Here is a 23362-nt window from a genome sequence, read left to right on the forward strand (position 1 = left end):
ACGACTGAGACGATTCGGAGGGCGGGAAAAACCCGGGACGGCCATGGGCGCGCCGGTCCCTGGTCAGAGGTCGAGGAGGCGTTCCAGGTGGTCGAGGTCCTGGCGGAGCAGCTTGATCGCGGCGGCCGGGCCTGCCTCGCCGCCGACGCCACGGTCAGGTCGCTGCAACGCGCCGACGGCCATGTCGGCGAGCTGCCCGGTCACGCCCTCGGCGGTGTCGCGGCCGCCGGGCTGGAACCACCACGCCACCCAGTTGCACATGCCGAGCACCCCGAGCGCCGCGACCCGCGCGTCGACCGGACGGAACCGGCCGGCCCGCACGCCGTCCTCGATCACGGTCGCGATGGTCTTGAGCACCGCGCGGCGGCCCTTGTCGTACGCCTCGGTCAGTTCCTCCGGCAGCTCGGCCTCGGACCGGATGAGCAGGCGGAACCGTTCGGGCTGGGTCGCGCGGCGCCCGACGAGCACCGCGACGATCCCGCGCAGGGTTTCGACCGGGTCGAGCCCTTCCGCGGCCAGCGCGGTCAGCTCGTCGAGCGGCCCGCTGGTCACTTCCGTGACGAGCTTGGCCAGCAGTTCGTCCTTGCTCTTGACGTAGTGGTAGAGCGCGGGCCGGGTGATCCCGAGCGCGTCGGCGATGTCCTGCAGGCTCGTGCCCGCGAAACCGCGTTCGGCGAACAGCCGGGTGGCGTGTTCGTACAGCTCGTTTTCCACCAGCTCGCGGCGGGCGGTGCTCGCCCCCCGCTTGCGCGCGGCCCCGTTCCCAGTCATGGGTCTGATCGTAGGACGGGTGTTCCCGCGAGCAGGCGTCCGGCACCGGGTACGACCGGATCCAGGCCCAGCGCGGTGAGCACCGCGTGCGCGCCCGCGGTGGCCGCTGAGAGCACCGGGAGCCCGAACTCCTCCTCGGCCGGCGCGACCAGATCGAGTGAAGGCATCTGCACGCAGGCGGAGATGATCAGCGCGTCCGCCGACGTCAGGTCGAGCCCGCGAGCCGCCGTCAGCACGCGCTCGCCCGGGATGCAGCCGACTTCGGTGTTGTCCCCGACTTCCAGCGCGGCCCAGTCGACCACGGTGAACCCTTCAGCCTCCAGGTAGGCCACGACCTGTTCGGCGAGCGGGCGCAGATACGGGGTGACCAACGCGATCCGCGACGCGCCGAGCGCGCGCAAGCCGGTCACGAGCGCACCCGCGCTCGACAGGATCTCGGTGTCGGCCAGCCGCGCGCGGATTTCCGTTTCGACGCGCTGGTGCTCCCCCGGGCCCTGTGCCATCAACGCGACAAGGCAGGCGTAGAGGAGCGCGTCGACGTGGGCGTCGGCCAGCTCGCCGACGCACCGCTCGCGCTGCGCGTTCATCGCCTTCAGTTCCTCCGGCGACACCTGGTGCATGCGCATCCGGCTGGCGTGGAAGGAAAACCGCCCCGGGTGGCGGGCGAGCAGCGCCGGCAGCTCGGTCTCCACGGTGACGTTCGAGCTGGGCACGATCAAACCGATCCGGTGCGTCACGGGGCACTCACTTTCCTGGCGATGTCCGCGGCCAGGCGCTTCTTGTCCGCCTTGCCGACGAGGGTGCGGGGGATCTCGGGGACGTGTTCGACGCGTTCGGGCCATTTGAACTTCGCGACCCCGAGCGCCGCGAAATGCGCCTGGATCTCGGGCAGGGTCAGCGCGGGCCCGTCCACCACGAGGTAGGCGCAGGCGCGTTCACCGAGTCTCTCGTCCGGCATCGGGACCACCGCGGCACCGGTGATTCTCGGATGCCGTAACAAGAGCAGCTCGACTTCTTCGGCGTTGATCTTCTCGCCGCCGCGGTTGATGAGGTCCTTCAGCCTGCCTTCGATGGAGACGTAGCGCGTGTTCTCGATCTCCCTCAGCGCGGCCAGATCGCCGGTCCGGTAGAAGCCGTCCGAGGTGAAGGCGCGAGCGTTGTGTTCGGGGGCGCCGAAATAGCCGCGCAGCGTGTACGGGCCGCGAGCACACAGTTCGCCCACCGTGCCGGGGATGACTTCGTTCTCGGTACCGGGTTCCAGTATCCGCACCTCGTCCCATTCGGACAGTGGCGTGCCGACGGTTTCGAGCCGTGCCCGGCGCGGCGCGCCGGGGCGGGTGGTGAGGAAAAGTCCTTCGCCCATCCCGAAAAGCTGGCCGGACCAGATCCCGCGGGCTTCGATCGCGTCGAACAGCGCGGGCGGGACCTTGGCCCCGGACAACACGATCTGGGTGACGGCCTTGGTCGCGGCGCCGAAGTCCGGATGGTCGGCCGCGCGGTAGTGGCCGTGTCCGAAAAGGACATGCGTGGCGGCTTCCCTGGCCATCAGCGGCAAGGACTCGTCGAGGTCGGGGCTGCCGAGCACGAGACACCCGCCCACGCTGTGGGGACCGTGCAGACCGCACACGATGCCCGCGTTGTGGATGATCGGGATCAGGTGCGCGACGCGGTTCTGTTCCGTCCACCCCCACGAACGCGCGTAGGCGACGGCGTTGAACCAGTATTCGGCGTGCAGGCGCGGGATGACCTTCGGGACACCCGTGGTGCCCCCGGACAGCTGGTACACGGCGACCCCGTCCGGGTCGAGGCCGGACTGGATCCGCTCGACCAGCGCGCGAGCGCCGGCCGGGTCGAGATCGGCACCGATCGCTTCGATCGACGGGCCGCGCGGATCCTCACCCAGCACGAAGAACTCCCGCAGCGTCGGGTGGTTTTCTCGCTGTTGCAAGGCGAATCCGACGAGGTCGAAGCCGCGTGTCCCGGCCTCGACGAGGTGCGCGACCGCACCGACGCGGCGGCTGATCTCCCCGATCTCGTGCGCGCGATGCGCGGCGAGCGTGGCGACCGGGACCAGCCCGGCTTTGAGCGCGCCGTACCAGGCGACGACCGCGCCCAGCCGGTTGGTGACCTGGAACAGGATCGGGTCGCCGGGGCGCATGCCGCGCCGCGCCAGCCCCGCGGCGACGAGGTCCGTGCGCGCGTCGAGTTCGGTGAAAGTGAGCCGCCCGTCGAGCGCCGCCACGGCGTCGCGTCGCGGGTGCGCGGACGCGATCCGGTGGAACTCCGTGGCGATCGTGGCCGTGCCCCAGAGTCCCGCCGCGCGGTAGCGGCGAACTTCGGGCGCGGGATAAGGAACGACGCTCATACCTGCTCCTCGGTGAGCTGTACCAGGTCGGTACGGCCACTGACCAGCCCCGCCGCGAGGTCGCCACTCAGCGCGCGCGGAGCCTCCACCGCGGTCAACGCGCCGGTTTCCAGCCGGATCCGCTCGGCGAGGTCGAGCCGGGTGAGCACGGCGGGCCGGTCCGCGGGCCCGGTGACCAGCACACCACCACGGACGCCCGCGATCAACGCGTCCGCCTCCGGCGACCACGGGTTCCGCAGATCGACGTACAGCGGCTCCAGCTCGGGAACGCTGACGCGGTCCGGGAAGGACCGGTTCCCATGCGTGAGCGGGCGATCGAGCACCCACTGCACGAGATCCCCGTCCGGTGGCGCGCCGCCGTACTGCCGCAACGCCGTGGCCACCGCGTCCGGACTGGTGCCGGCGAACCGGTCCAGGGACACGTTGCCCGCCCGCGACATGTACGCCACCATCAGCCGTTCGACCGGCAGGCCGAGCCGCGACGGGAACGACTCCCACCACAGCCTGCTGCGCCGGGCCAGTTCCTGCAGCCGCTCGACCGAGGGCCGGCGCGTTTCCTCGTACCGGGCGAAAGCCGTTGCGGGATCAGGGGATTCCCGGAGCGCGGCGACCAGGCCGATGGCGTCCTCCATGGCCAGTTTCGTGCCGGAGCCGACCGAGAAATGGGCCGTGTGCGCGGCATCGCCGAGCAGCACGACGTTCCCTTGCGCCCAGCGGTCACAGCGCACGGTCCGGAACCGCTGCCAGCGCGTCCGGTTCCCGATCAGCCCGTGCCCGCGCAGCTGCCCGGCGAAGATCTTTTCCAGGTACCGCAACGACTTCTCGTCGGAGGCTCCGGGCGGGACGCCCTCGCCCTCGAGTTCGGCGGTCGTCGCGTCGAAGCCCGCGTTCCGCCAGGTCCGCTCGTCGGTCTCGATCAGGAACGTGGACCGGCCGCCCGAGTAGGGGTAGGCATGCGCGACGAACGTGCCGTACTCTGTCTCCACCGGCGTGAAAACCGCGTCGGGCAAGGGAAAATCCGCGCCGCACCAGAGAAAGAGGCCGTCGCCGGTTTCGATCCGCGCGCCGAACGAACCGGCTTCCCGCGTCGCGCTGCTGACCCCGTCGGCCGCGACGACCAGATCCGCGTCCAGCCCGGCGGCGGCGCGCCGGACCCCGAACTCCAGCCGCACCCCGGCTTTCTCCGCGTGCCGCTGCAGTACGGCCAGCAGGTCCGTGCGGGCGACCCCGATGAGGTGATCGTTGCGCACCCGGACGCCGCGCCCCCGGACCCGCATCGTCATGTCGTGCCGGACGCCGGTCGCGACGAGGTCGCGCAGGGTGTCGGGGTCGGCTGCTTCGAGGTTGCGCTGGGTGCCCGCGGCGAGGCCGACCCCGAAGCCGAACGTCTTGTCCGGTTCCCCCTGTTCGTGGACCTGCACCTCGCAGGCGGGATACGCGAGCTTGAGCAGGCGGGCGGCGTAGAGCCCGCCCGGCCCGCCGCCGAGCACCGCGACCCGTCGTGGCTGCATCACGGACCTCCGAAGACGTGTTTTGACGTTAGCGTCGACTATTTGACGCTGTAGACATCAGAAAGTCAAGGTTGACTCCTGTCGTATGCGTTGAATAGTCTACTCATCCGTCAATACGTCTTCTCGCGCAAAGGAGCGCCAGCCATGGCCTACGTCATCGGCGTGGATGTGGGCGGCACGTTCACCGACGCCGTCCTCGACGACGACGCCGGGACGGTGCTCGCCGCCAAGTCCCCGTCCACCCCGCCGGACTACTCCCAGGGCGTGCTCGACGTCCTGCACCTGCTCGCCGAGCAGCTCGGCAGGCCGCTGCCGGAGATGCTGGCGGACACCCACCACATCGCGCACGGGACGACGTCCTCGCTCAACGCGCTGGTCATGGGGAACGTGCCGCCGGTCGGCTTCCTCACCACCCGCGGCCACCGCGACTCGATCTTCATCATGAACGTCGAGGGCCGCTACCTCGGCCGTTCCCCGCACGAGCTGCAGCACGTCCTCGGCCAGGACAAGAACCACGCCCTGCTCCCGAAACGGCACGCGCTGGAGGTCACCGAGCGCGTCGACCGGGACGGCACCGTGGTCGTGGCGCTGGACGAGGAGCAGGCGCGCGCCGCGATCCGCGCGCTGGTCGCCGAAGGCGTCCAGGCGATCGCGGTCTCGCTGCTCTGGTCGTTCCGCAACCCGGTGCACGAACACCGGCTGCGCGAGCTGATCGCCGAGGAGGCGCCCGGGCTATTCGTTGCCCTGTCTTCGGAAGTGAGCCCGCGGATCCGCGAGTTCGCCCGGAACGCGACCACGATCATGAGCACCCAGATCGGCCCCGGCCTGCGCGACTACCTCGGCACGCTGGAATCCGCGCTGCGCGCGCAGGGCCTGACCGGCCCGCTGCTGGTCATGCAGTCCAACGGCGGCGCGATCGCCGCCGCCGAGGCGCCCGCCGCGGCGATCAGCACGGTCGGCTCGGTGCTCACCGGCGGTGTCATCGGTTCGGTGGCGCTCGGCAGGCAGCTCGGCCACCGCAACATCATCTCCACCGACGTCGGCGGCACGACGTTCCTGGCCGGGCTCGTCGTGGACGGTGAGCCCGTGCGCGACACGAGCACGGTGATCAACCACCACCCGATCAACGTCCCCACGCTCCGGGTCGACGCGATCGGCTCCGGCGGCGGTGCGATCGCCTGGCTCGACGCCGGCGGCAACCTTCGCATCGGCCCGCGCAGCGCGCAGGCCGTGCCCGGACCGGCCTGTTACGGCAACGGCGGCACCGAGCCGACGAACACCGACGCCAACCTGGTGCTCGGGATCCTGCCGGAGCGCGGGCTGCTCGGCGGGCGCAAACCGTTGTCGAAGGAATCGGCCCGGCAGGCCATCGACATCCGGATCGCCAAACCACTGGGCCTGTCCGTGGAGGAGGCCGCGGCCGCGATCTACACCGTGCAGAACGCCCAGACCGGTGACCTGCTGCGCAAAACCGTCGTCGAAGCCGGGCACGACCCGCGCACGTTCGTGCTCTACGCCTTCGGGGGCGCGGGCCCCGCGCACTGTGCCGGCTACGCCGCCGAAGTCGGCTGCGACGAAGTGGTCGTGCCACTCGGTTCGGTGGCTTCGGCGTTCTCCGCGTTCGGGCTCGCATCGACGGACATCGCGCTCGCCGCGGAACTGTCGGACCCGACCGTCGTCCCGTTCGACCCGGTCCGCGCCGAACGGAACTTCACCGAACTGGAAGAGCGCGTCCGCGCCGGATTGTCGCGGCAGGGCGTGCGATTCGAGAAGGTCGAAGTGGTCCGGGAGATCGACCTGCGCTACAGCATGCAGCTCGCCGAGGTCACCGTGCCGGTCGCCGCCGGCCCGCTGGACACGACGGCGATCGAAGACGCCGCCGCCGCGTTCGAGAAACGCTACGCGGAGCTTTTCGGCGCCGACGCCGGATTCCGCGAGGCCGGGATCCAGGCGATCACCTTCCGGGTCCGCGGGATCGGCGTCCTGCCGTTCAGCCCGGAACTACCCGGGGTTCCCGCCGCCGAGCGCGATCCGGAGCCCTTCGCCACGCGGCCGGTGTGCCTGGACGCCGCGACCGGCTACGTCGCCACCCCGATCTACGACTACCGCGAACTGCGGGCCGGGCACGTGCTGACCGGCCCGGCCGTCGTCGAAGTGCCGACCACGACGGTCGTGGTGCCCGCGGGCACCACCGGCACGGTCGACCACCTCGGCAACCTGACCATCTCCAGGAGCACGCGATGAGCATGCCGATCCCCGGCTCGGAGGCCTTCTCCAGCCGTCCCGTCGACCCGGCGGAACTCGCCCGGTCGCTGCCCACTTCCCTGCCCGTGCACACCGTGAGCGACGAGCAGGTCGCCGCGCTCGACCCGCTCACCTACGAAGTGATCCGGCACCGGCTCTGGTCGGTCACCGACGAGATGGGCGAAGCGCTCAAGCGCATGTCCGGCTCGCCGATCGTCACCGACGCCAACGACTTCGACTTCGCCATCTCCGACGAGCTCGGCCAGGAGGTCCAGGTCGGGCTCTACAACACGATGCTCGTCGGCGCGGTCGACCTCGCCATCTACTGGACGCTGCGCAACCGCGCCGACAATCCCGGGATCGAGGCCGGGGACATGTTCCTGTGCAACGATCCCTGGGTCGGCGGCGGCCTCCACCAGAACGACGTCATCGTGTACCAGCCGGTGTTCCACGAGGGGCGGCTGTTCGCCTGGACGAGCGCCATCGCCCATCAGCCGGACCTCGGCGGCGTCGGGCTCGGCTCGTTCTCCCCCGCGGCGGAGGACGTGTTCTCCGAATCCCTGCCCACGCCGCCGGTGAAGGTGGTCCGCGGCGGGCGGCTGCAACGCGACGTCGCCGACCTGTGGGTCCGCCGTTCCCGCGTGCCGATGCTCGTCGGCCTGGACCTGCGCGCCAAGATCGGGGCCAACAACGTGGGCGCCGAGCGCCTGCACGCGCTGATCGGCCAGTACGGCGCGGACACCGTGAAGGCCGTGATGAAGCGGATGATGTCCGACGCCGAATCCCGGTTGCGCGGCAAGCTTTCCGCGCTGCCGGACGGGAGCTGGAGCGCCACCGGCTACCAGGACCAGTCCCACGAGGGCGACCGGAACCTGCACAAGATCACGGTCACCACCACGAAGACCGGCGACCACCTGACCTTCGACTTCACCGGCACCGATCCGCAGGCCGGGGTCGTCAACTGCACCTACGCGGGGATGCGCGGCGGCGTGATGCTCGCGCTGCTGCCGATCCTCGCGGGCGACATCCCGTGGTCGGCGGGCGGGCTGATGCGGTGCTTCGACCTCGTCACCGAGGAGGGCACGCTCAACAACGCCACCTTCCCCGCCGCCGTGGGCCGCGGCCCGATCGGCCCGGCCTGGCTGACCGGCAACCTGATCGCGGAATGCCTGTCCCAGATGCTCGACCGCGATCTCGAACTGGGCAACAACGTGCAGGCGACCTGTTGCGGCACTTGGGATACCGCCGTGATCGCGGGGCTCGACGAGCGCGGCGAGCAGCCCGCGCCGTTCCTGTCGATCATGATGGAGCCGATGGCCGGCGGGTACGGCGCGCGCCCGCACGCCGACGGCGTCGACACCGGCGGCCTGTTCTGCATCCCGATGGGCCGGGTCCCGGACGTCGAGATGACCGAGTTCCTGTATCCGGTGCTGACGTTGTGGCGGCGCGAGGTCCCCGATTCCGGCGGTCCGGGCCGCCACCGCGGCGGGCTCGGCGCGTCCATCGCGTTCACCCCGCACGGCACCAGCCTGCCGATGGGGCTGGTACTCGCGTCGGCGGGCAAGGCGGTGGCGCAGAACGGCGGACTGTCCGGCGGGCTGCCCGGAAACACCGGGCTCGACGTCGTCGCCCGGCAGAGCCGGGTGAAGGAAATGCTGGCGGCGGGCACGATCCCGACCGAACTCGCCGAAGTCAGCGACACCCTCGAACCGGGCCAGAACTACGCGTCGAGCTACCTCGCGCCGGGCGAAGTCTTCTCGATGACGTGGCAGGGCGGCGGTGGTTACGGCGACCCGCTGACCCGCGAACCCGAAGCGGTGGCACGGGATCTGCGCGAGGAGAAGATCACGGCGAACACGGCCCGCTCGGTCTACGGAGTGGTGCTGCGGGACGGAGTCGTCGACCCGGCCGCGACCGACGCGGAGCGTTCCCGGCAGCGCGACGCCCGCCGCGACCGATCTCGGCTGACCGGCGAAACCCGCGGCCAAGCCGACGTTTCGCCGGGGAGGCGGATCGACGACAACCTGGTGGAGGTCGGCGAGGACATCGCCTGCCGGCACTGCGGCGAAATCCTCGGCGACACCGGCGAAGGACCGCTCGCGCTCGGCGTCCACGACGGGCCGCCGACCGACGCGGGGCCGCAGATCCTCGCCACCGCGACCGATTACGTCGACGCGCCCGTGGTGTTCCGGCAGTACAGCTGCCCGTCCTGCTGGACCGCGGTCTGGTCGGGCGTGGTCCCCGCCGACCACCCCGATCTGGCCGCCGGACTCGGCAGGCTGACCGTCACCAGCGGCTGATCTCTCGCGGTGACGGCCGCCGGCCGTCACCGCGGTTTTCGGCGGGCAGTCTGGTCCGGCGGAACAGACGCGCCGCGCCGCGCGTTGCCAGTGATCATGAAGGCACTGGGAGTCACCGGCTTCGGCGGGCCCGAAGCGCTCGAGATCCTGAACCTGCCCGAACCCGAGGCGGGGCCCGGCGAAGTGCGTGTCCGTGTGCACGCGGCCGCGGTCAACCCGACCGACACGCTGCTCCGCGCCGGACTGCGCTCCCTGCCGGGGACGCGGCCGCCGTACGTACCCGGCATGGACGCGGCCGGCGTGATCGACCAGGTCGGACCGGGCAACGACGACCGGCTCGCGGCGGGGCAGCGCGTCGTCGCGCTGGTCGTGCCGTCGGGTACCCGCGGCGCGTACGCCGAGCAGGTGGTGGTGCCCGCCGCGTCGGTCGTCGCCGCGCCGGCCGGTGCGGACTTCGCCGAAGCCGCCACGCTGCTGATGAACGCGATGACCGCCCGGCTCGCCGTCGACACGCTCGGCGTCACCCCCGGCGGGAAGCTCGGCGTCACCGGCGCCGCGGGCGCGTTCGGCGGGTACGTCGTCCAGCTCGCCCGCGCGGATGGCCTGCACGTCATCGCCGACGCGAAGGCCGAGGACGAAACTCTGGTCCGGCAGCTCGGCGCGGACGAGATCGTGGAGCGCGGGACGGACGTCGCCGCCCGGTTCCGCGAACTCGCCCCGGACGGTGTGGCGGGGCTCGCCGACGGCGCGCTGCAAAGCGAACAGGTCGTCCCCGCCCTCGCCGATGGCGGTGTCATCGCCACGGTCCGGGGCTGGAAAGGCCCTGCGGAGCGGGGAATCTCCGTCCGGCCCGTACTCGTGCGGGACGCCGCCACCGACACCGCCGGGTTGGCACACCTGGTCGAACAGGCCGAGGAAGGGGCGCTCACGCTCCGAGTCGCGCGCGTTTTCCCGGCCGACAAGGCGGTCGAGGCGCACCGGCAGCTCGAAGCGGGTGGCGTGCGCGGGCGCCTGATACTCGACTTCACCTGATCGTCCTCAGTGGACGGTCAGGCGCGGCAGTGCAAAGGCCGTCCGCCGTTCAGCGTCACCATGTCCCGGAAGGCCGCCGCCGTATCCACGGCCCCGCCGCGCACCTCCGCGTACGCCCGGTGCAGGTTCCCCGCGAGGCGTTCGGACTCGCTCCACGCGGCGAACTCCCCCAGGTTGGCCTCCCGGGCGGCGTCCAGTGGCGAGAGTCCCGCCGCCACGCCGTCGCGGGCCACCTGCTGGACGAACCGCAGGTAGCGGAGCGTCGGGGCGATCGCCTCCGGCCCGCACACCGGGCCGTGCCCGGGCACGATCGTCTTGGCACCCAACGGTTCGATGACGTCCGTGGGCACCCGCGCGGCGCCTTCGATCGAGCCGGAAAGCAGGAACGGGGTGCCGCCCCAGAACAGCAGATCCCCCGCGAACAGCACGGGACGCTCGGGCACCCAGACGATCGAATCGTTCGTCGTATGCGCCGGGGAGCCCACGTGCCGGACCTCGCACCGCAGGTCGTCGACCCACAGCGTGATTCCCTCCGTGTAGGTCAGGAACGGCGGCGCGAACGGCACCGAACCGGCGTCGAACGGTTCGAAGATCCCCTCCATCGGCGGCCGCGCGGCCGCCGCCTGGGATGGCTGTGGGTGTTGACGAGCGTGTGCGCGACGACCGCGGACCTGCTGCGTGCGGTGGACGCTCTCCTCTTGCCGCGCGTCGTCGTGTTCGGCCTGCCGTCGGCGACGAACTCACCATGGCGGACGTGCAGTCGATGCCGTGGGTGTTCACCTACCACGACACCGGCCGCTCCAGCGTCGCCATGCGCCAGCTGCAGCTGCTCGGGATCGAACCGCGCGGCCAGACCGTGCTCGACAGCTTCCTCGCGCTCCCGTACTACCTCGTCGGCACGCGCCGCCTCGCCCTCGTCCAGCGGCGGCTCGCCCCGTCGCTGACCCGCGACGGCCGCCTGCGTGCCGTCGGCTGTCCGTGGGACCCGGAGCCGGTGTCCGAAACGTTGTGGTGGCATCCCTGGCACACCGACAATCCGGAACACACGTGGCTGCGCGGAATCCTGACCCGCGCCGGCCGCGAACTCGACACGGCGGAAGGGCTTTCATGACCCAGCGGACCCGTTGGCGGCTCTCCGGTTTCGGCGACGAGATCGACGCCGACCCGGACGTCCAGGTGGCCGTCCTCCAAGCGCTTGGCGCGAGCGCCATCGAGGTCCGCAGCGCCTGGGGCGTCAACGTCGTCGACCTCGGCGAGGAACAACTGGCCGGGCTGCGGCGGATCCTGGCCGCCCGCGAGCAGTCGGTGAGCGCCATCGCCTCCCCCATCGGCAAGGTCGACGTCGCGCTCCCGGCCGAGCACGAACTCGGCAGGCTGCGGCGCGCGATCGCCGCGGCGCATAAGCTCGGCGCCGGCTATATTCGGATCTTTTCCTTCTACCGCAAGGAAGACCAGAGCCCCGAGAGCATCCGCGACGACGTGCTGAAGCGGATGCGGGCGCTGGCCGACCTGGCCGAGCGCGAGAACGTCACGCTGCTGCACGAAAACGAGCGGCACATCTACGGCGACGTCCCCGCCCGGATACTCGACCTCGTCGAGAGCGTGGGCTCGGACCGGCTCCGGCTCGCCTGGGACAACGCGAACTTCGTGCAATGCGGTGTCGCGCCCCACACCGAAGGCTGGCACCTCCTGGCCCCGTACGTCGACTACCTGCAGGTGAAAGACGCGCTCGCGGCCACGCACGCCGTCGTCCCCGCGGGCGAAGGCGACGGCGAAGTACTCGAGACGCTCACCGCGCTGCGCGACTCCGGCTACCGCGGATTTGCCTCCCTCGAACCACACCTCACCGACGTCCACAACCTCGGCGGGTTCAGCGGACCCGCCGAATTCGGCCGCGCCGCCCGTGCTTTCCGCGCCCTCACCGCGCAGATCGGAGTCACCCTGCGATGACCGCCCTCCGCTGCGCCATCGCGGGCACCGGCACCATCGGCCGCCACCACGCGAAGGTCGCGATCACCCACCCCGGCCTCGAACTCGCCGCCCTCATCGACACGTCGCCCGAGGCCGCCGCGCGCGCCGCCGACGAAGCCGAAGCGGCCACCGGCGTCCGCCCGGTCACGGCGTCGACGATCGAAGACGCGCTCGCCGCGACGGCCTTCGACCTCGTGGCGATCTGCACGCCCTCGGGGCTGCACGTCGACCTCGCGACGGCCGCGCTGGCCGCCGGGAAACACGTCGTCATCGAGAAACCGTTGGACGCGAACATGTCCCGGGCGCGGCAGCTCGCCGCTCTCGCGCGGGAAAGCGGTCTCGTCGTGAGCGTCATCAGCCAGCACCGCTTCGACCCGGCGTCCCGCGTTGTCGCCCAGGCCGCCCACGACGGCGAGTTCGGCACGCTCACCTCCGGGCTCGCGAGCGTCGCCTGGTACCGCTCGCAGGACTACTACGATTCCGGCGGCTGGCGGGGAACCTGGGCGCTCGACGGCGGCGGCGCCGTGATGAACCAGGGCGTGCACACCGTCGACCTGCTCGTGTGGACGCTCGGGCGGCCCGTCGAGATCACCGGGTCCACGGCCCTGCTCGGGCACGAACGGATCGAGGTGGAGGACACGGCCGTGGCGACCGTGCGGTTCGCTTCCGGCGCGCTCGGCGTCCTCCACTGCACCACCGCCGCGTATCCCGGGCTGTCCGCGCGCTACCAGGTGCACGGCACCCGCGGTTCGGCCATCGTGGACAACGACGAACTGGCGTACTTCCACGTCGCACCAAGGGATTCGCCCCTCGCCTCCGCCTCGGCGACGAGCGGGAACAACGCGGCCGAGGGCGTGGTGGACCAGAAGGCCGAGCGGCTGCCGCCCGAGCACGTCGCGGATCAGCCGGACCGGTTTCTGCGGCAGCACTCGCGGCAGTACGACGACATCGTGGCCGCGATCAGGGAAGGCCGCGCGCCGGCGGTCACCGTGGACGACGCGCTACTGGCCCTCGCCGTCGTACGGGGCCTGTACGTGTCGGCGGCGCTCGGCTCCCCGGTGCTCGTCGACGACATCCTCGACGGGCGGTACGACGACGCGGTCCCGACGGTCCGGGCGGCGGGTGCGAGCCGCTCTCGGTAGTGTCCCGCGCGACGGTGGCGTGCCCGCGTGGAGGAGGAACCCGGTGACCGTTCGGCAGCAGGCGGGGGGTGCACTCGACTCCGCTCGCCCGGCGCTGGTCGTCGGCGCGCTCGGGGTGGTGTTCGGCGATATCGGGACCAGCCCGATCTACACGCTGCAGACGGTGTTCAGCCCGGGCGACCCGCATCCGGTCCCGGTCAGCGCCGACAACGTCTTCGGCGTGGTGTCGCTGGTGTTCTGGTCCGTGATGATCATCGTGACCGTCACCTACGTGCTGCTGGCGATGCGCGCCGACAACGACGGCGAGGGCGGCATCATGGCCCTGATCACGCTGCTGCGTCGCTGGAAAGGGCAGCGTGCCGCACTGATATTGGCGGGGCTGGGCATCTTCGGCGCGTCCCTGTTCTTCGGCGACAGCATGATCACACCGGCGATCTCGGTGCTCTCGGCCGTCGAAGGCCTGAAGGTCGTGGAGCCCTCGCTCGAGGACCTGGTCGTGCCGATCACCGCGGCGATCATCGTGGTGCTCTTTCTCGTGCAGCGCAGGGGAACCGCCGCCGTCGGGCGCGTGTTCGGGCCGGTGATGATCCTGTGGTTCCTCACCGTCGCGGTCTGCGGGATCAGCGGGATCACGCGGCATCCGGCGATCCTGAAAGCGCTCTCCCCGACCTACGCGCTGGGCTTCCTCGGCGGCCATTTCGGCACCGCGTTCTTCGCCCTCGCCGCGGTGGTCCTCGCCGTGACCGGCGCCGAAGCCCTCTACGCCGACATGGGCCATTTCGGCCGCCGCGCGATCACCCGCGCCTGGCTGCTGCTGGTGTTCCCGGCGTGCGTGCTCAGCTATCTCGGCCAGGGCGCGCTGATCCTCGACGACCCGGCCACCATCTCCAGCCCGTTCTTCCTGCTCGGCCCCGGCTGGTCACGGCTGCCGATCGTGCTGCTCGCGACGGCGGCGACGGTGATCGCCTCCCAGGCCGTGATCACCGGCGCGTACTCCGTGGCCTCGCAGGCCGCGCAACTCGGCTACCTGCCGCGGCTGCGGATCGTGCACACCTCGGAGTCCACGGTCGGGCAGATCTACGTGCCCTGGGTCAACTGGCTGCTGATGGTCTCGGTGCTCACGCTCGTCTTCGCCTTCCGCAGCTCCGCCGCGCTGGCCTTCGCGTTCGGCATGGCGGTGACCGGCACGATCACCATCACCACCCTGCTGTTCTTCTTCATCGCCAGGAAGAAATGGCATCCGCCGTGGTGGCTGCTCGTCGTCGGCGGTGGCCTGCTGCTGATCGTGGACCTGCTGTTCGTCGCCGCGAACCTGACCAAGCTGCTGCACGGCGCCTGGCTGCCGCTGCTGATCGGGCTCACCGCGTTCACCATCATGATCACCTGGCAGCGCGGCCGCGCGATCGTCACCGCCGAACGCGAACGGCACGAGGGCTCGCTGCGGGAGTTCGTCGACGACCTGCGCGCGCAGCGGCAATCCCTGCGGCAGGTTCCGGGTACCGCGGTGTTCCTCAACCGCGGCAAGGAAACCGCGCCGCTGGCGTTGCGCGCCAACGTCGAGCACAACCATGTCCGGCACGAGCACGTCGTGATCCTGTCCATCGACACCGAACCCGTGCCCCGGATCGCGGACGGCGAACGCACCGTCGTGGACGAACTCGGTTACGCCGACGACGGGATCACCCACGTCAGCGCCCGCTTCGGGTACATGGAAACCCCGGACGTCCCCGGCGCGCTGCGGCTGCTCGACCCCGCCCGCACCGAAGGGGGGCTCGCCATCGACGACGCGTCGTACTTCCTGTCGAAGATCGAGCTGCGGCGCGGCGCCGAGCCCACCATGGCGCCTTGGCGGAAACGGCTGTTCATCGCGACTTCCTACATCACCGCCGACGCCGCCGAGTACTTCCGCCTCCCCGGCGACCGCACCGTGATCATCGGCTCCCACATCGAGATCTGACGCGCGCGGATCAGCCGGCCACCGGTTCGACGGTCACGTCGAGGCGGCCGAGTCCGCGGAGCCCGTTGTTGATCATCGGCCGGCTGTCGCGGATTTCGAAGCGGGCGACCTGGTCGGCGAGCCGTTCCAGCAGCGCGCTCATTTCCAGCCGCGCCAGGTGCATGCCGACGCACACGTGCTCGCCGCGCCCGAACGCGAGATGATCCGACGGCCGCCGCGTGATGTCGAAGCGTGCGGGGTCCGGGTAATGACGTTCGTCGCGATTGGCCGAGCCGAACAGCAATGCCACCCGCGAGCCCGCGGCCAGGGGCACCCCGCCGACCTCGTGATCTTCGGTCAGGACGCGGCTGAACTGCGGCACCGGCGACTCCAGCCGCAAGGATTCGTTGATCGCGTGCGGAATCAGGGAACGGTCTCCGCGGAGCAGGTCCCACTGATCCGGGTTCCGGGCGAACAGCGCGACCGTGCTGGTGATGGCGAGGATCGTGGTGTCCAGGCTGGGGGTGATGTAGTCCAGCAGCATCACCGGGCACTTCTCGCGCGGGATTTCCCCGCGATCCGCCGCCGCATACAACTGCGCCGCCCAGCCGTCGGGGGCGATGTTGCCCGGCACGGCGTCCTTGTCCGCGAAGGCGAGAAACTCCCCCACCGCCGGGCCCGCCGCCTCGGCCCGCTCGTCGGCCGGGCCCTGGGTGTTCCAGATGGCCTCGGCCCACTCCAGCATTTTCGCGCGTCCCTGACCGGGCAGCCCCACCAGATCCGACACCACCGTCATCGGCAGGTACTCGGAAAGCTCGGCGACCACCTCGAACCCGCCGCGCCCCACCAGCCGCCGCACGACCCGGTCGGCCTCGGCCTCGATCCGCGGGGTCACCTCCCGCATCCGGTCCGCCCGCAAGGGCCGCCCCAGCACCGAGCGCATCGCCGTGTGCTCCGGCGGATCACTGCACAACGTGATCCCCTCCAGCTGCCGGTTCACCACCGGATCGACGAACACCCCGCGCGCGGACGAGAACACCTCCCAGTCCATCAACGCCGCCCGCACCTCGTCGTAGCGCGGCAACGCGAACAGGTCGTACCGCGACAGGTAGACGACCGGCCCCAACGCCCGGAGCCCGGAGTAGATCTCGTACGGGTCGACCCGCGCCTGCTCGGTGTAGAGATCGACGTCGCTGACCGGAATCGCGGACAAGAGGCCTCCCAGGGACGATCGGGGCGCACCGCGGAGCCGGGCCACCCGTTGATGATCACCTTCGCCGCGACCCTAGCGCCGATCCGCGCGCCACAGCCACCACTCGCGCCGGGTATTCGTCGGCCGAGCCGGACGCCGGAGCCTCCCCGGCACTGGTCAGGAGCGGCGGTCCGCCCCCTTCGAAAGCGCGGTATCGGCCGCGTCGAGGATCTTCCCGAACACGTAACCCAGCACCGGCTTGGCCACTGCACGGGTGATCGCCGCGCCGAACGGCAGCCGCACCTGCATCGTGCTGGTCCAGACCACCTCGGTGCCGCCGGGTGTTTCGGCGAACGTCATGCGGCCGAGTTCGTGCCGGGCGGGCGGGATGCTCCGGTCGACGTGGTAGTCGAACCCGTACGGCGGGTGGTAGGCGGTGATGCGTTCGGAGAACCACCCGATCACCCAGGTGTGCAGCCGGATCGCGCCGACGCCGTAGGGCGCGCCGTCGCCGTGCTTCGCCAGTTTCGCGCGCAGGACGAGCGGGGTGCGGGTGTAGTTGGTCGTGGTGGCGCACCACTCGAAGACCTCGTCGATCGGTGCCGCGATGGTCCTTCGCACGGTCACGGTTTCCACGGGCCGGCTCCTTTCCGTCGTTGTCCGCGGCCTGCCAGGAGAACCGCCGGGCGGCGCCCGACGTGACAGCGGCGCGTGTGTTCCCGATCACAGACACGCGTAACCGCTAAGCTGACGATCTCCGATCGACACCACAAGGAGCGGCATGCGACCACAGGGGATCCTCGCCCCTCCGGCGAAGGCGGCGATCTTTCTGGTGCTCACCGTGCGTGCCGGTGCCGAGGAGGACGTGCGCGACCTGCTCTCCGATGTCGCGGGCCTGACCCGGTCGGTCGGCTTCCGCGCCCCCGAGGACGGGCTGAGCTGCGTGGTCGGCCTCGGCGCGGAGGTGTGGAGCCGGCTCTACGGCGGGCGCCGTCCGGCGGGGCTGCACCCGTTCCGCGAACTCAAGGGCGACGTGCACACCGCTCCGTCCACTCCGGGCGACCTGCTGTTCCACCTTCGCGCGCACCGGCTGGATCTGTGCTTCGAACTCGCGCGCCAGCTGATGATCCGCCTGGACGGCCTGGTCGACGTCGTCGACGAGGTGCAGGGCTTCCGCTACTTCGACGAGCGCGATCTGCTCGGTTTCGTCGACGGCACGGAAAACCCGGACGGCGAAGCGGCGGCCGCGGCGGTGACGATCGGCGCCGAGGATCCCGGGTTCGCGGGCGGCAGCTACGTCATCGTGCAGAAGTACCTGCACGACCTGGGTTCCTGGGAAGCACTGACCGTCGAGGAGCAGGAAAAGGCGATCGGGCGGAAGAAACTCAGCGACATCGAGTTCCCCGACGAGGACAAGCCTGCCGACTCGCACGTCGCGCTCACCACGATCACCGACCCGGACGGCACGCAGCGTCAGATCGTGCGCGACAACATGATGTTCGGCCGCCCCGGCGCCGGCGAGTTCGGCACCTACTTCATCGGCTACGCGAGCACCCCGGACGTGACCGAGCGGATGCTGGAGAACATGTTCCTCGGCAGCCCGCCGGGCAACCACGACCGGATCCTGGACTTCTCCACCGCCGTCACCGGCAGCCTGTTCTTCGTCCCCACCGCGGATTTCCTCGAAGGGAACGTCCCCGCACCCGGCTCACTGGGCATCGGCAGCCTGAAAAGGAGCAGCACGTGATGAACAACCTGCACCGCGAGCTCGCCCCGGTCCCGCCCGGGGCCTGGGCCGAGATCGAAGCGGAGGCGCGGCGCACCTTCACCCGCAACGTCGCGGCCCGGCGCGTGGTCGACGTCGTCGGACCGGAAGGTCCCGCGTTGTCGGCGGTGGGGACCGGGCACGTGCGGGCGTTGCCGGGTGTCGCCGAGGGTGTGCTGGTGCGCCAGCGGGAAGCGCGGCTCGTGATCGAGCTTCGCGTGCCCTTCAGCGTCACCCGCGAAGCCGTCGATGACGTCGAGCGCGGGGCGAAGGACTCCGACTGGCAGCCGGTCAAGGATGCCGCGAAGCTCATCGCGCTGGCCGAGGATCGCACGATCTTCCAGGGCGCCGAGGCGGCCGGGATCGAGGGCATCGCGCCGGCGAGCTCCAACACCCCGCTGACGCTGCCTTCGGACGTCCGCCAGGTGCCCGTCACGGTCGCGCAGGCGATCAGCGCGCTGCGGCTCGCGGGCGTGGACGGGCCGTACAGCCTCCTGCTGTCGGCGGACATGTACACCCAGCTGGCGGAAACCACCGACCACGGGTACCCGGTGCGCGATCACGTGGCGCGGATCCTGCAGGACGGCGAGATCGTCTGGGCGCCCGCGCTCGAAGGCGCCCTGCTGGTCTCCACGCGGGGTGGCGACTACGAACTCCACCTCGGGCAAGACCTGTCGATCGGCTACCTCGGCCACGACGCGGAGCACGTCCAGCTCTACCTGGAGGAGTCGCTGACCTTCCTGGCCCTGACCGCCGAAGCCGGGGTTGCCCTCACGGCGAGCTGATTTTCCAGCTGGGCCCGGGAAGTAGACTGAACCCTCAGCGCCGCACGAGGATCCGGGCCAGGTAAGTCAGGATCGCGCCCAGCACCAGCAACGCGGCGCCGAAGACGATGATCCGGCCGGTGCCCACTCCGGTGTGCGCGAGCGGATGCGAGGCCTCCTGCGCGGGCGCCGCCACCGGGGTGTCCGAAGTGGACGGTTGCTGGCCGGCCACCGGCGCCGGGTCGATGTTCGCGACCAGTTCCTCACCGCCGTCGTTGGCACGCAAGGAAGGCGCCGGCGGGGTCGGCCCGCGCTGACCCGCCCACACCAGGCCGTTGACCTGCGCGGCCGGGCGGCTGCGGGTGCTGCTGGACGGCTTGCTGCTCGACGGCTTGCTGCTGGACGGTGTCGTGGTCGTCGTGGTGCTCGAAGACGAAGTGGCGTCCATCCGTTCGCTCGCCGTGGTGGTCGTGGTGCTCGGCGCCGACGTCGTCGTGCTGGTCGTCGGCGACGGCTTCGACGTCGTGCTCGGCGCAGTCGTCGTGGTCGGCGCCGGGGTGGTCGTCGTGGTGGAGGGGGCCGGCGACGTCGTGACCGGGGCCGGGGCAGTACGCGCCCCCTCGCCCCCGGCGAACTTGATCAGCTGCTCCATCGAGCCGTTGAACGTGTCCTGGTCACCGGGCTTGTTCCCGGAATCCGAGTACTGCCACATGCTGTAGTAGCGCCAGCCGTCGGGCAGCGTGCCCGGGTTGTCCGCGTAGCGCGCGATGAACAGTGGATGCGTGTCGCCGAACGCGGCGGAGTTGCCGGTGCACGTCTTCCACCAGTCGGCCGTCGTGTAGAGCATCGGCCAGCGGCTGGTCTTCGCGTGCACTTCCTCGGAGAACGACCGGATCCAGCCGGTCATCGCGGCCGGCGTGAGCCCGTAACAGGTCGGGCCGTCCGGGTTGTACTCGATGTCGAGCATCGGCGGCAGCGTTTTGCCGTCGGCGGACCACGCGCCGCCGTGGGCGATGAAATAGTCCGCCTGCTCCACGCCACCGGATTCGTCCGGGGTCGCGAAGTGGTACGCGCCGCGGATCATGCCGGCCTGGTAGGAACCGTTGTACTGCTGGGCGAAGTACGGGTTGCGGTAGTCCGTGCCCTGGGTGGCCTTGATGTAGGCGAACCGCGCGCCCGCGGCCCACGCGGCGGGCCAGTCGACGTTTCCCTGGTGGCCCGACACATCCATGCCCGGCACCTGACCGGTGTCGGCACTGGCGTGCGGCGCGGCGAAGGCCAGCGAACCGAACACCATCGTCGTGAGCGCGGCGAGCCCGAGAAAGCCCCGTCGCACCGTGGTTCCGAAAGCAGTCATCTCGTCCCTCCCCGCTCCGGGGCCCAGTGTGTGTGACACGCGGGACGCGTGTAAACCGCTGATGTTGCTGTGACTTATGTTATAAGCACCGGTTTTCGCAGGCCAGACCGCGAATCACCACAATGGACACAGCGGGGAACTCACCCGTGCCGGTGGTATGCCACCCGGATGGGTTGACGAGAGGACTTGATGAACGACGGCAACCGGATCGAAATCAGCGGGGCGGGGCTCCGGTGCGGCGACGTGGTGCGGGTGGCCCGGCACAGCGCTTGGGTGGACCTGGCCCCGGAGACGGTCGAACAGGCGGGCCGCAGTTACGAGCTCGCCATCGACCTCGGCGCCAAACGCGCCGTTTACGGGCGCACCACGGGCGTCGGCGCGAACCGGCACACGGTCGTCGCCCCGGAGTCCGCCGACGAGCACGGCCTCCGGCTGTTGCGCAGTCACGCGGGCGGCACCGGCGAGCCGCTGCCGAGCGACGCGGTGCGCGCGACGATGGCGATCCGGCTGAACCAGCTCGCGGCGGCGGGCAGCGGAGTGCACCCGCGGCTGCTTCGCGCGCTGGAGACCGCGTTGCGGGTCGGCGCCCTACCCGTCGTGCATTCGCGCGGCGCGATCGGCACCGGCGACCTCACCGCGCTCGCCGAGATCGGGCTGACGCTGGCCGGGGAATTGCCGTGGGCCGTCGGCGCGCTCGAACCCGTCCCGATCAGTCCTGGCGACGCGCTGGCGTTCATCTCCAGTAATGCCGCGACGCTCGCCGAAGCGGTGCTCGCCTGGCACGACCTGATGCAGCTGCTCGCCGCCAGTCACGTGGTCACCGCCTTGACGTTCTGCGCGCTGGGCGGTTCGGCCGAGGCTTATTCCGAACGCGTACATCAGGCCCGCCCGCATGCCGGCGCCGTGCGCTGCGCGGCCGAACTGCGCCGGCTGCTCACCGCGGCCGGTGATCTGCCGCCCGGCCGGCGGCTGCAGGATCCGTTCGGGCTGCGTGCTTTCCCGCAAATCCAGGGGCCTGCGCTGGAAGCGGCCGGGAACGTGGAACGGATTCTCGCCACCGACCTCAACGCGGCCGCGGAAAACCCGTTGATAGACATCGAAACCCAGCAGGCGTACCACCACGGCCAGTTCTCCACGGCGCACATCGCGCTCGCCTTCGACCACCTTCGCGCGGCGCTGCACCACGTGGCCGAGCTGTCCGCCGCGCGGTTGAGCGATCTGGTCGAACCGGATCTCAGCGGGCTCACGCCGTTTCTCTCCGAAGGCCCGCCGGGCAGCTCCGGGATCATGATCCTCGAATACGTGGCGCACGACGCCCTCGCGACGCTGCGCCACGCCGCGGCGCCGGTAACCCTGGGCACAGCAGTGATTTCCCGTGGCTTGGAGGACCACGCGAGCTTCTCCACCCACGCCGTCCGCAGCACGGTCACGGCCACCGCCGCGTACCGGACGGTGCTCGCCTGCGAACTCCTCGGCGCCGTCCGCGCGCTACGGCTCGCCGACTCACGACTTCCGGCCACCCCGCTCGCCGACGCGTTCCGGCTCGCGGACGCCGCGCTCCCCCACCTCGCCGAAGATCACCCGCTCAGCACGGAAATCACGCAGGCAGAACAACTTCTGGGGCGGCTCGCGTCGCTCTGACGGTTTTGTCGTACCCCGCCGCTAACCTCCGGCGCATGGCATTGCCGAAAGCAGAACGCGAGCGGTTCCTGGCGGAGCCGCACGTCGGAGTCCTGTCCGTGATCGAGCGGCCCGATCGCGGGCCGCTCACGGTTCCGCTCTGGTACGGGTACCGCCCGGGCGGGGAGTTGTGGATCCGCACGCCGCCCGGCTCCCGGAAGGCGCGCGCGATCGACGCCGCTGGCCGGCCGGAGCATTGGCTTTCCGCGGATCTCGGTTGAGGGTGCTACAAAAGGGGTCCGACAGCGGCGTGGGGCAGGAGGCCGTGCGATGAACTATCTCGACGCAGCGGACCATTCGGAGATCTTCGTCCCGCACGGGTTCGCCGAGCGGACCGTCGATCTGGGCGAGATCCGGATGAACTACGCGACGGCAGGGAGCCCGGAAAGTCCGGCGCTGCTGCTGATCCCGGGGCAGGGCGAATCCTGGTGGGGGTACGAGGAGGCCATGGGGCTGCTCGCGGACAGGTTCCAGGTGTTCGCGGTCGATCTGCGCGGGCAGGGCCGGTCCACGTGGACGCCGGGCCGCTACAGCCTGGATCTGTTCGGCGGTGACCTCGTCCGGTTCCTCGACCAGGTCGTCGGGCGGCCCGCGGTGGTGAGCGGGTTGTCTTCGGGCGGGGTGATCAGCGCGTGGCTGTCCGCGTTCGCGCGGCCGGGCCAGGTGCTGGCGGCGGTCTACGAGGACCCGCCGTTGTTCTCGTCCGAGACGAATCCGGCGTGCGGCCCGTCGATCCGGCAGGGCGCGGGCCCGATTTTCGGGATGTGGCACAAATGGCTCGGGAATCAGTGGTCGATCGGCGACTGGTCCGGGTTCCAGGCGGCCGTGGGGCGCGAGCTTCCGGCGTGGCTGCTCAAGGGCCTCGCGCGGATGAACCCGGACGGCCCGGGCGAAGGCCTGCCACAGAACCTGCGCGAGTACGACCCGGAGTGGGGGCATGCCTTCGTCTCGGGCCTGGTTGCGGCGAACTGCGACCACGAAAACATGCTCGCGCACGTCAAGGTCCCGGTGCTGTTCACGCACCATTTCCACGAGATCGATCCCGCCACGGGAAACCTGCTGGGCGCGATTTCGGATGTCCAGGCCGGCCGCGTGCGGGAGCTGATCACGGGCGCGGGCAACGAGTTCACGTACCGGTCGTTCCCGGACATGCCGCATTCCATGCACGGCCACGATCCCGCCACATACGCCGAGACCGTGACAACCTGGTTCGACGAGCTGCGTCCGTGAGTGATCTCGCCACAAGCGCGTTCCCTTGCCGGAGCGGTGGACCAAAACCGCCGCCCGGCAGCAAAAGCCGGGGAACACCCCACCGACCACACCCCTCCACCG

The 23362-nt window shown here is 70.7% G+C and carries 19 protein-coding genes and 1 pseudogene; 12 read left to right on the forward strand and 8 right to left on the reverse strand.

Going from position 1 to position 23362, the window contains the following annotated elements:
- Nucleotides 1-63: 63 nt before the first annotated feature.
- The 4 genes from FPZ12_RS02945 to FPZ12_RS02960 are packed head-to-tail and all read right to left on the reverse strand — an operon-like array spanning nucleotide 64 to nucleotide 4647.
- Entirely contained in the window at nucleotides 64-771 is a 708-nt protein-coding gene (locus tag FPZ12_RS02945) for a TetR/AcrR family transcriptional regulator (protein WP_144748155.1), read from the reverse strand.
- Nucleotides 768-1508 (reverse strand): maleate cis-trans isomerase family protein, encoded by a 741-nt coding sequence (locus tag FPZ12_RS02950; RefSeq protein ID WP_144748156.1) that lies wholly within the window; start codon nucleotides 1506-1508, stop codon nucleotides 768-770. The genes FPZ12_RS02945 and FPZ12_RS02950 overlap by 4 nt, the downstream gene beginning before the upstream one ends.
- On the reverse strand, nucleotides 1505-3136 hold the full coding sequence (locus tag FPZ12_RS02955; protein WP_144748157.1) for a (2,3-dihydroxybenzoyl)adenylate synthase: 1632 nt from the start codon (nucleotides 3134-3136) through the stop codon (nucleotides 1505-1507). The genes FPZ12_RS02950 and FPZ12_RS02955 overlap by 4 nt, the downstream gene beginning before the upstream one ends.
- Nucleotides 3133-4647, reverse strand: coding sequence for an FAD-dependent monooxygenase (locus FPZ12_RS02960; protein WP_144748158.1), 1515 nt, complete (start codon nucleotides 4645-4647; stop codon nucleotides 3133-3135). Before FPZ12_RS02960 ends, FPZ12_RS02955 begins: the two co-directional genes overlap by 4 nt.
- 144 nt (nucleotides 4648-4791) lie before the next feature.
- On the opposite strand from FPZ12_RS02960, the gene FPZ12_RS02965 reads away from it, so the two are divergent.
- The 3 genes from FPZ12_RS02965 (at nucleotide 4792) to FPZ12_RS02975 (ending at nucleotide 10223) form a co-directional block, all read left to right on the forward strand.
- Nucleotides 4792-6891: a hydantoinase/oxoprolinase family protein gene (locus tag FPZ12_RS02965; RefSeq protein WP_144748159.1), complete on the forward strand. Its 2100-nt coding sequence runs from the start codon at nucleotides 4792-4794 to the stop codon at nucleotides 6889-6891.
- Complete coding sequence (locus FPZ12_RS02970; RefSeq protein WP_144748160.1) at nucleotides 6888-9191, forward strand: hydantoinase B/oxoprolinase family protein; 2304 nt, start codon at nucleotides 6888-6890, stop codon at nucleotides 9189-9191. Before FPZ12_RS02965 ends, FPZ12_RS02970 begins: the two co-directional genes overlap by 4 nt.
- Before the next feature lie 96 nt (nucleotides 9192-9287).
- On the forward strand, nucleotides 9288-10223 hold the full coding sequence (locus tag FPZ12_RS02975) for an NADP-dependent oxidoreductase (protein WP_144748161.1): 936 nt from the start codon (nucleotides 9288-9290) through the stop codon (nucleotides 10221-10223).
- A gap of 17 nt (nucleotides 10224-10240) precedes the next feature.
- Here the strand turns inward: FPZ12_RS02975 and FPZ12_RS02980 are convergent, their stop codons facing one another.
- Complete coding sequence (locus FPZ12_RS02980; protein WP_144748162.1) at nucleotides 10241-10825, reverse strand: MBL fold metallo-hydrolase; 585 nt, start codon at nucleotides 10823-10825, stop codon at nucleotides 10241-10243.
- A 143-nt stretch (nucleotides 10826-10968) separates the two neighbouring features.
- Here FPZ12_RS02980 and FPZ12_RS02985 point away from each other — a divergent pair, with 143 nt between their 5' ends.
- The 4 genes from FPZ12_RS02985 to FPZ12_RS03000 are packed head-to-tail and all read left to right on the forward strand — an operon-like array spanning nucleotide 10969 to nucleotide 15293.
- Nucleotides 10969-11334, forward strand: coding sequence for a type 2 periplasmic-binding domain-containing protein (locus FPZ12_RS02985; protein WP_144748163.1), 366 nt, complete (start codon nucleotides 10969-10971; stop codon nucleotides 11332-11334).
- Nucleotides 11331-12173, forward strand: a complete 843-nt coding sequence (locus FPZ12_RS02990) for a sugar phosphate isomerase/epimerase family protein (RefSeq protein WP_144748164.1) — start codon at nucleotides 11331-11333, stop codon at nucleotides 12171-12173. The genes FPZ12_RS02985 and FPZ12_RS02990 overlap by 4 nt, the downstream gene beginning before the upstream one ends.
- Nucleotides 12170-13336, forward strand: coding sequence for a Gfo/Idh/MocA family protein (locus FPZ12_RS02995; protein WP_144748165.1), 1167 nt, complete (start codon nucleotides 12170-12172; stop codon nucleotides 13334-13336). Before FPZ12_RS02990 ends, FPZ12_RS02995 begins: the two co-directional genes overlap by 4 nt.
- 43 nt (nucleotides 13337-13379) lie before the next feature.
- Nucleotides 13380-15293, forward strand: coding sequence for a potassium transporter Kup (locus FPZ12_RS03000; protein ID WP_208025712.1), 1914 nt, complete (start codon nucleotides 13380-13382; stop codon nucleotides 15291-15293).
- A 10-nt stretch (nucleotides 15294-15303) separates the two neighbouring features.
- Here FPZ12_RS03000 and FPZ12_RS03005 read toward each other — a convergent pair whose 3' ends face one another.
- Both FPZ12_RS03005 and FPZ12_RS03010 read right to left on the reverse strand, forming a co-directional pair.
- Nucleotides 15304-16485: a cytochrome P450 gene (locus tag FPZ12_RS03005; protein ID WP_144748167.1), complete on the reverse strand. Its 1182-nt coding sequence runs from the start codon at nucleotides 16483-16485 to the stop codon at nucleotides 15304-15306.
- Nucleotides 16486-16641: 156 nt separating this feature from the next.
- On the reverse strand, nucleotides 16642-17100 hold the full coding sequence (locus FPZ12_RS03010) for an SRPBCC family protein (RefSeq protein WP_144748168.1): 459 nt from the start codon (nucleotides 17098-17100) through the stop codon (nucleotides 16642-16644).
- A gap of 145 nt (nucleotides 17101-17245) precedes the next feature.
- Between FPZ12_RS03010 and FPZ12_RS03015 the strand changes: the two genes are divergently transcribed.
- Nucleotides 17246-18211 (forward strand): Dyp-type peroxidase, encoded by a 966-nt coding sequence (locus FPZ12_RS03015; protein ID WP_144748169.1) that lies wholly within the window; start codon nucleotides 17246-17248, stop codon nucleotides 18209-18211.
- Nucleotides 18211-19014 (forward strand): family 1 encapsulin nanocompartment shell protein, encoded by an 804-nt coding sequence (locus FPZ12_RS03020; protein ID WP_144748170.1) that lies wholly within the window; start codon nucleotides 18211-18213, stop codon nucleotides 19012-19014. Before FPZ12_RS03015 ends, FPZ12_RS03020 begins: the two co-directional genes overlap by 1 nt.
- Nucleotides 19015-19048: 34 nt before the next feature.
- Here the strand turns inward: FPZ12_RS03020 and FPZ12_RS03025 are convergent, their stop codons facing one another.
- On the reverse strand, nucleotides 19049-20350 hold the full coding sequence (locus FPZ12_RS03025; protein ID WP_144748171.1) for a lysozyme: 1302 nt from the start codon (nucleotides 20348-20350) through the stop codon (nucleotides 19049-19051).
- 189 nt (nucleotides 20351-20539) lie between these two features.
- Here FPZ12_RS03025 and FPZ12_RS03030 point away from each other — a divergent pair, with 189 nt between their 5' ends.
- The 3 genes and pseudogenes from FPZ12_RS03030 (at nucleotide 20540) to FPZ12_RS03040 (ending at nucleotide 23260) form a co-directional block, all read left to right on the forward strand.
- Nucleotides 20540-21991: an aromatic amino acid ammonia-lyase gene (locus FPZ12_RS03030; protein WP_144748172.1), complete on the forward strand. Its 1452-nt coding sequence runs from the start codon at nucleotides 20540-20542 to the stop codon at nucleotides 21989-21991.
- Between the two features lie 35 nt (nucleotides 21992-22026).
- Nucleotides 22027-22218, forward strand: a pseudogene (locus FPZ12_RS03035) (pyridoxamine 5'-phosphate oxidase family protein); the annotation flags it as partial.
- 82 nt (nucleotides 22219-22300) lie between these two features.
- Complete coding sequence (locus FPZ12_RS03040) at nucleotides 22301-23260, forward strand: alpha/beta hydrolase (RefSeq protein WP_144748173.1); 960 nt, start codon at nucleotides 22301-22303, stop codon at nucleotides 23258-23260.
- The last annotated feature ends 102 nt before the right edge of the window (nucleotides 23261-23362 follow it).

Origin of the sequence: Amycolatopsis acidicola (assembly GCF_007713735.2) — a bacterium.
Lineage (GTDB): Bacteria > Actinomycetota > Actinomycetes > Mycobacteriales > Pseudonocardiaceae > Amycolatopsis_E > Amycolatopsis_E acidicola.

Bases quoted from the DNA above. Each gene is read 5' to 3' on its own strand.
- FPZ12_RS02945 (WP_144748155.1), bottom strand. From the start codon at position 771: ATGACTGGGAACGGGGCCGCGCGCAAGCGGGGGGCGAGCACCGCCCGC.
- FPZ12_RS02955 (WP_144748157.1), bottom strand. From the start codon at position 3,136: ATGAGCGTCGTTCCTTATCCCGCGCCCGAAGTTCGCCGCTACCGCGCG.
- FPZ12_RS02960 (WP_144748158.1), bottom strand. From the start codon at position 4,647: ATGCAGCCACGACGGGTCGCGGTGCTCGGCGGCGGGCCGGGCGGGCTC.
- FPZ12_RS02965 (WP_144748159.1), top strand. From the start codon at position 4,792: ATGGCCTACGTCATCGGCGTGGATGTGGGCGGCACGTTCACCGACGCC.
- FPZ12_RS02970 (WP_144748160.1), top strand. From the start codon at position 6,888: ATGAGCATGCCGATCCCCGGCTCGGAGGCCTTCTCCAGCCGTCCCGTC.
- FPZ12_RS02975 (WP_144748161.1), top strand. From the start codon at position 9,288: ATGAAGGCACTGGGAGTCACCGGCTTCGGCGGGCCCGAAGCGCTCGAG.
- FPZ12_RS02980 (WP_144748162.1), bottom strand. From the start codon at position 10,825: ATGGAGGGGATCTTCGAACCGTTCGACGCCGGTTCGGTGCCGTTCGCG.
- FPZ12_RS02985 (WP_144748163.1), top strand. From the start codon at position 10,969: ATGGCGGACGTGCAGTCGATGCCGTGGGTGTTCACCTACCACGACACC.
- FPZ12_RS02990 (WP_144748164.1), top strand. From the start codon at position 11,331: ATGACCCAGCGGACCCGTTGGCGGCTCTCCGGTTTCGGCGACGAGATC.
- FPZ12_RS02995 (WP_144748165.1), top strand. From the start codon at position 12,170: ATGACCGCCCTCCGCTGCGCCATCGCGGGCACCGGCACCATCGGCCGC.
- FPZ12_RS03015 (WP_144748169.1), top strand. From the start codon at position 17,246: ATGCGACCACAGGGGATCCTCGCCCCTCCGGCGAAGGCGGCGATCTTT.
- FPZ12_RS03020 (WP_144748170.1), top strand. From the start codon at position 18,211: ATGAACAACCTGCACCGCGAGCTCGCCCCGGTCCCGCCCGGGGCCTGG.
- FPZ12_RS03025 (WP_144748171.1), bottom strand. From the start codon at position 20,350: ATGACTGCTTTCGGAACCACGGTGCGACGGGGCTTTCTCGGGCTCGCC.
- FPZ12_RS03030 (WP_144748172.1), top strand. From the start codon at position 20,540: ATGAACGACGGCAACCGGATCGAAATCAGCGGGGCGGGGCTCCGGTGC.
- FPZ12_RS03040 (WP_144748173.1), top strand. From the start codon at position 22,301: ATGAACTATCTCGACGCAGCGGACCATTCGGAGATCTTCGTCCCGCAC.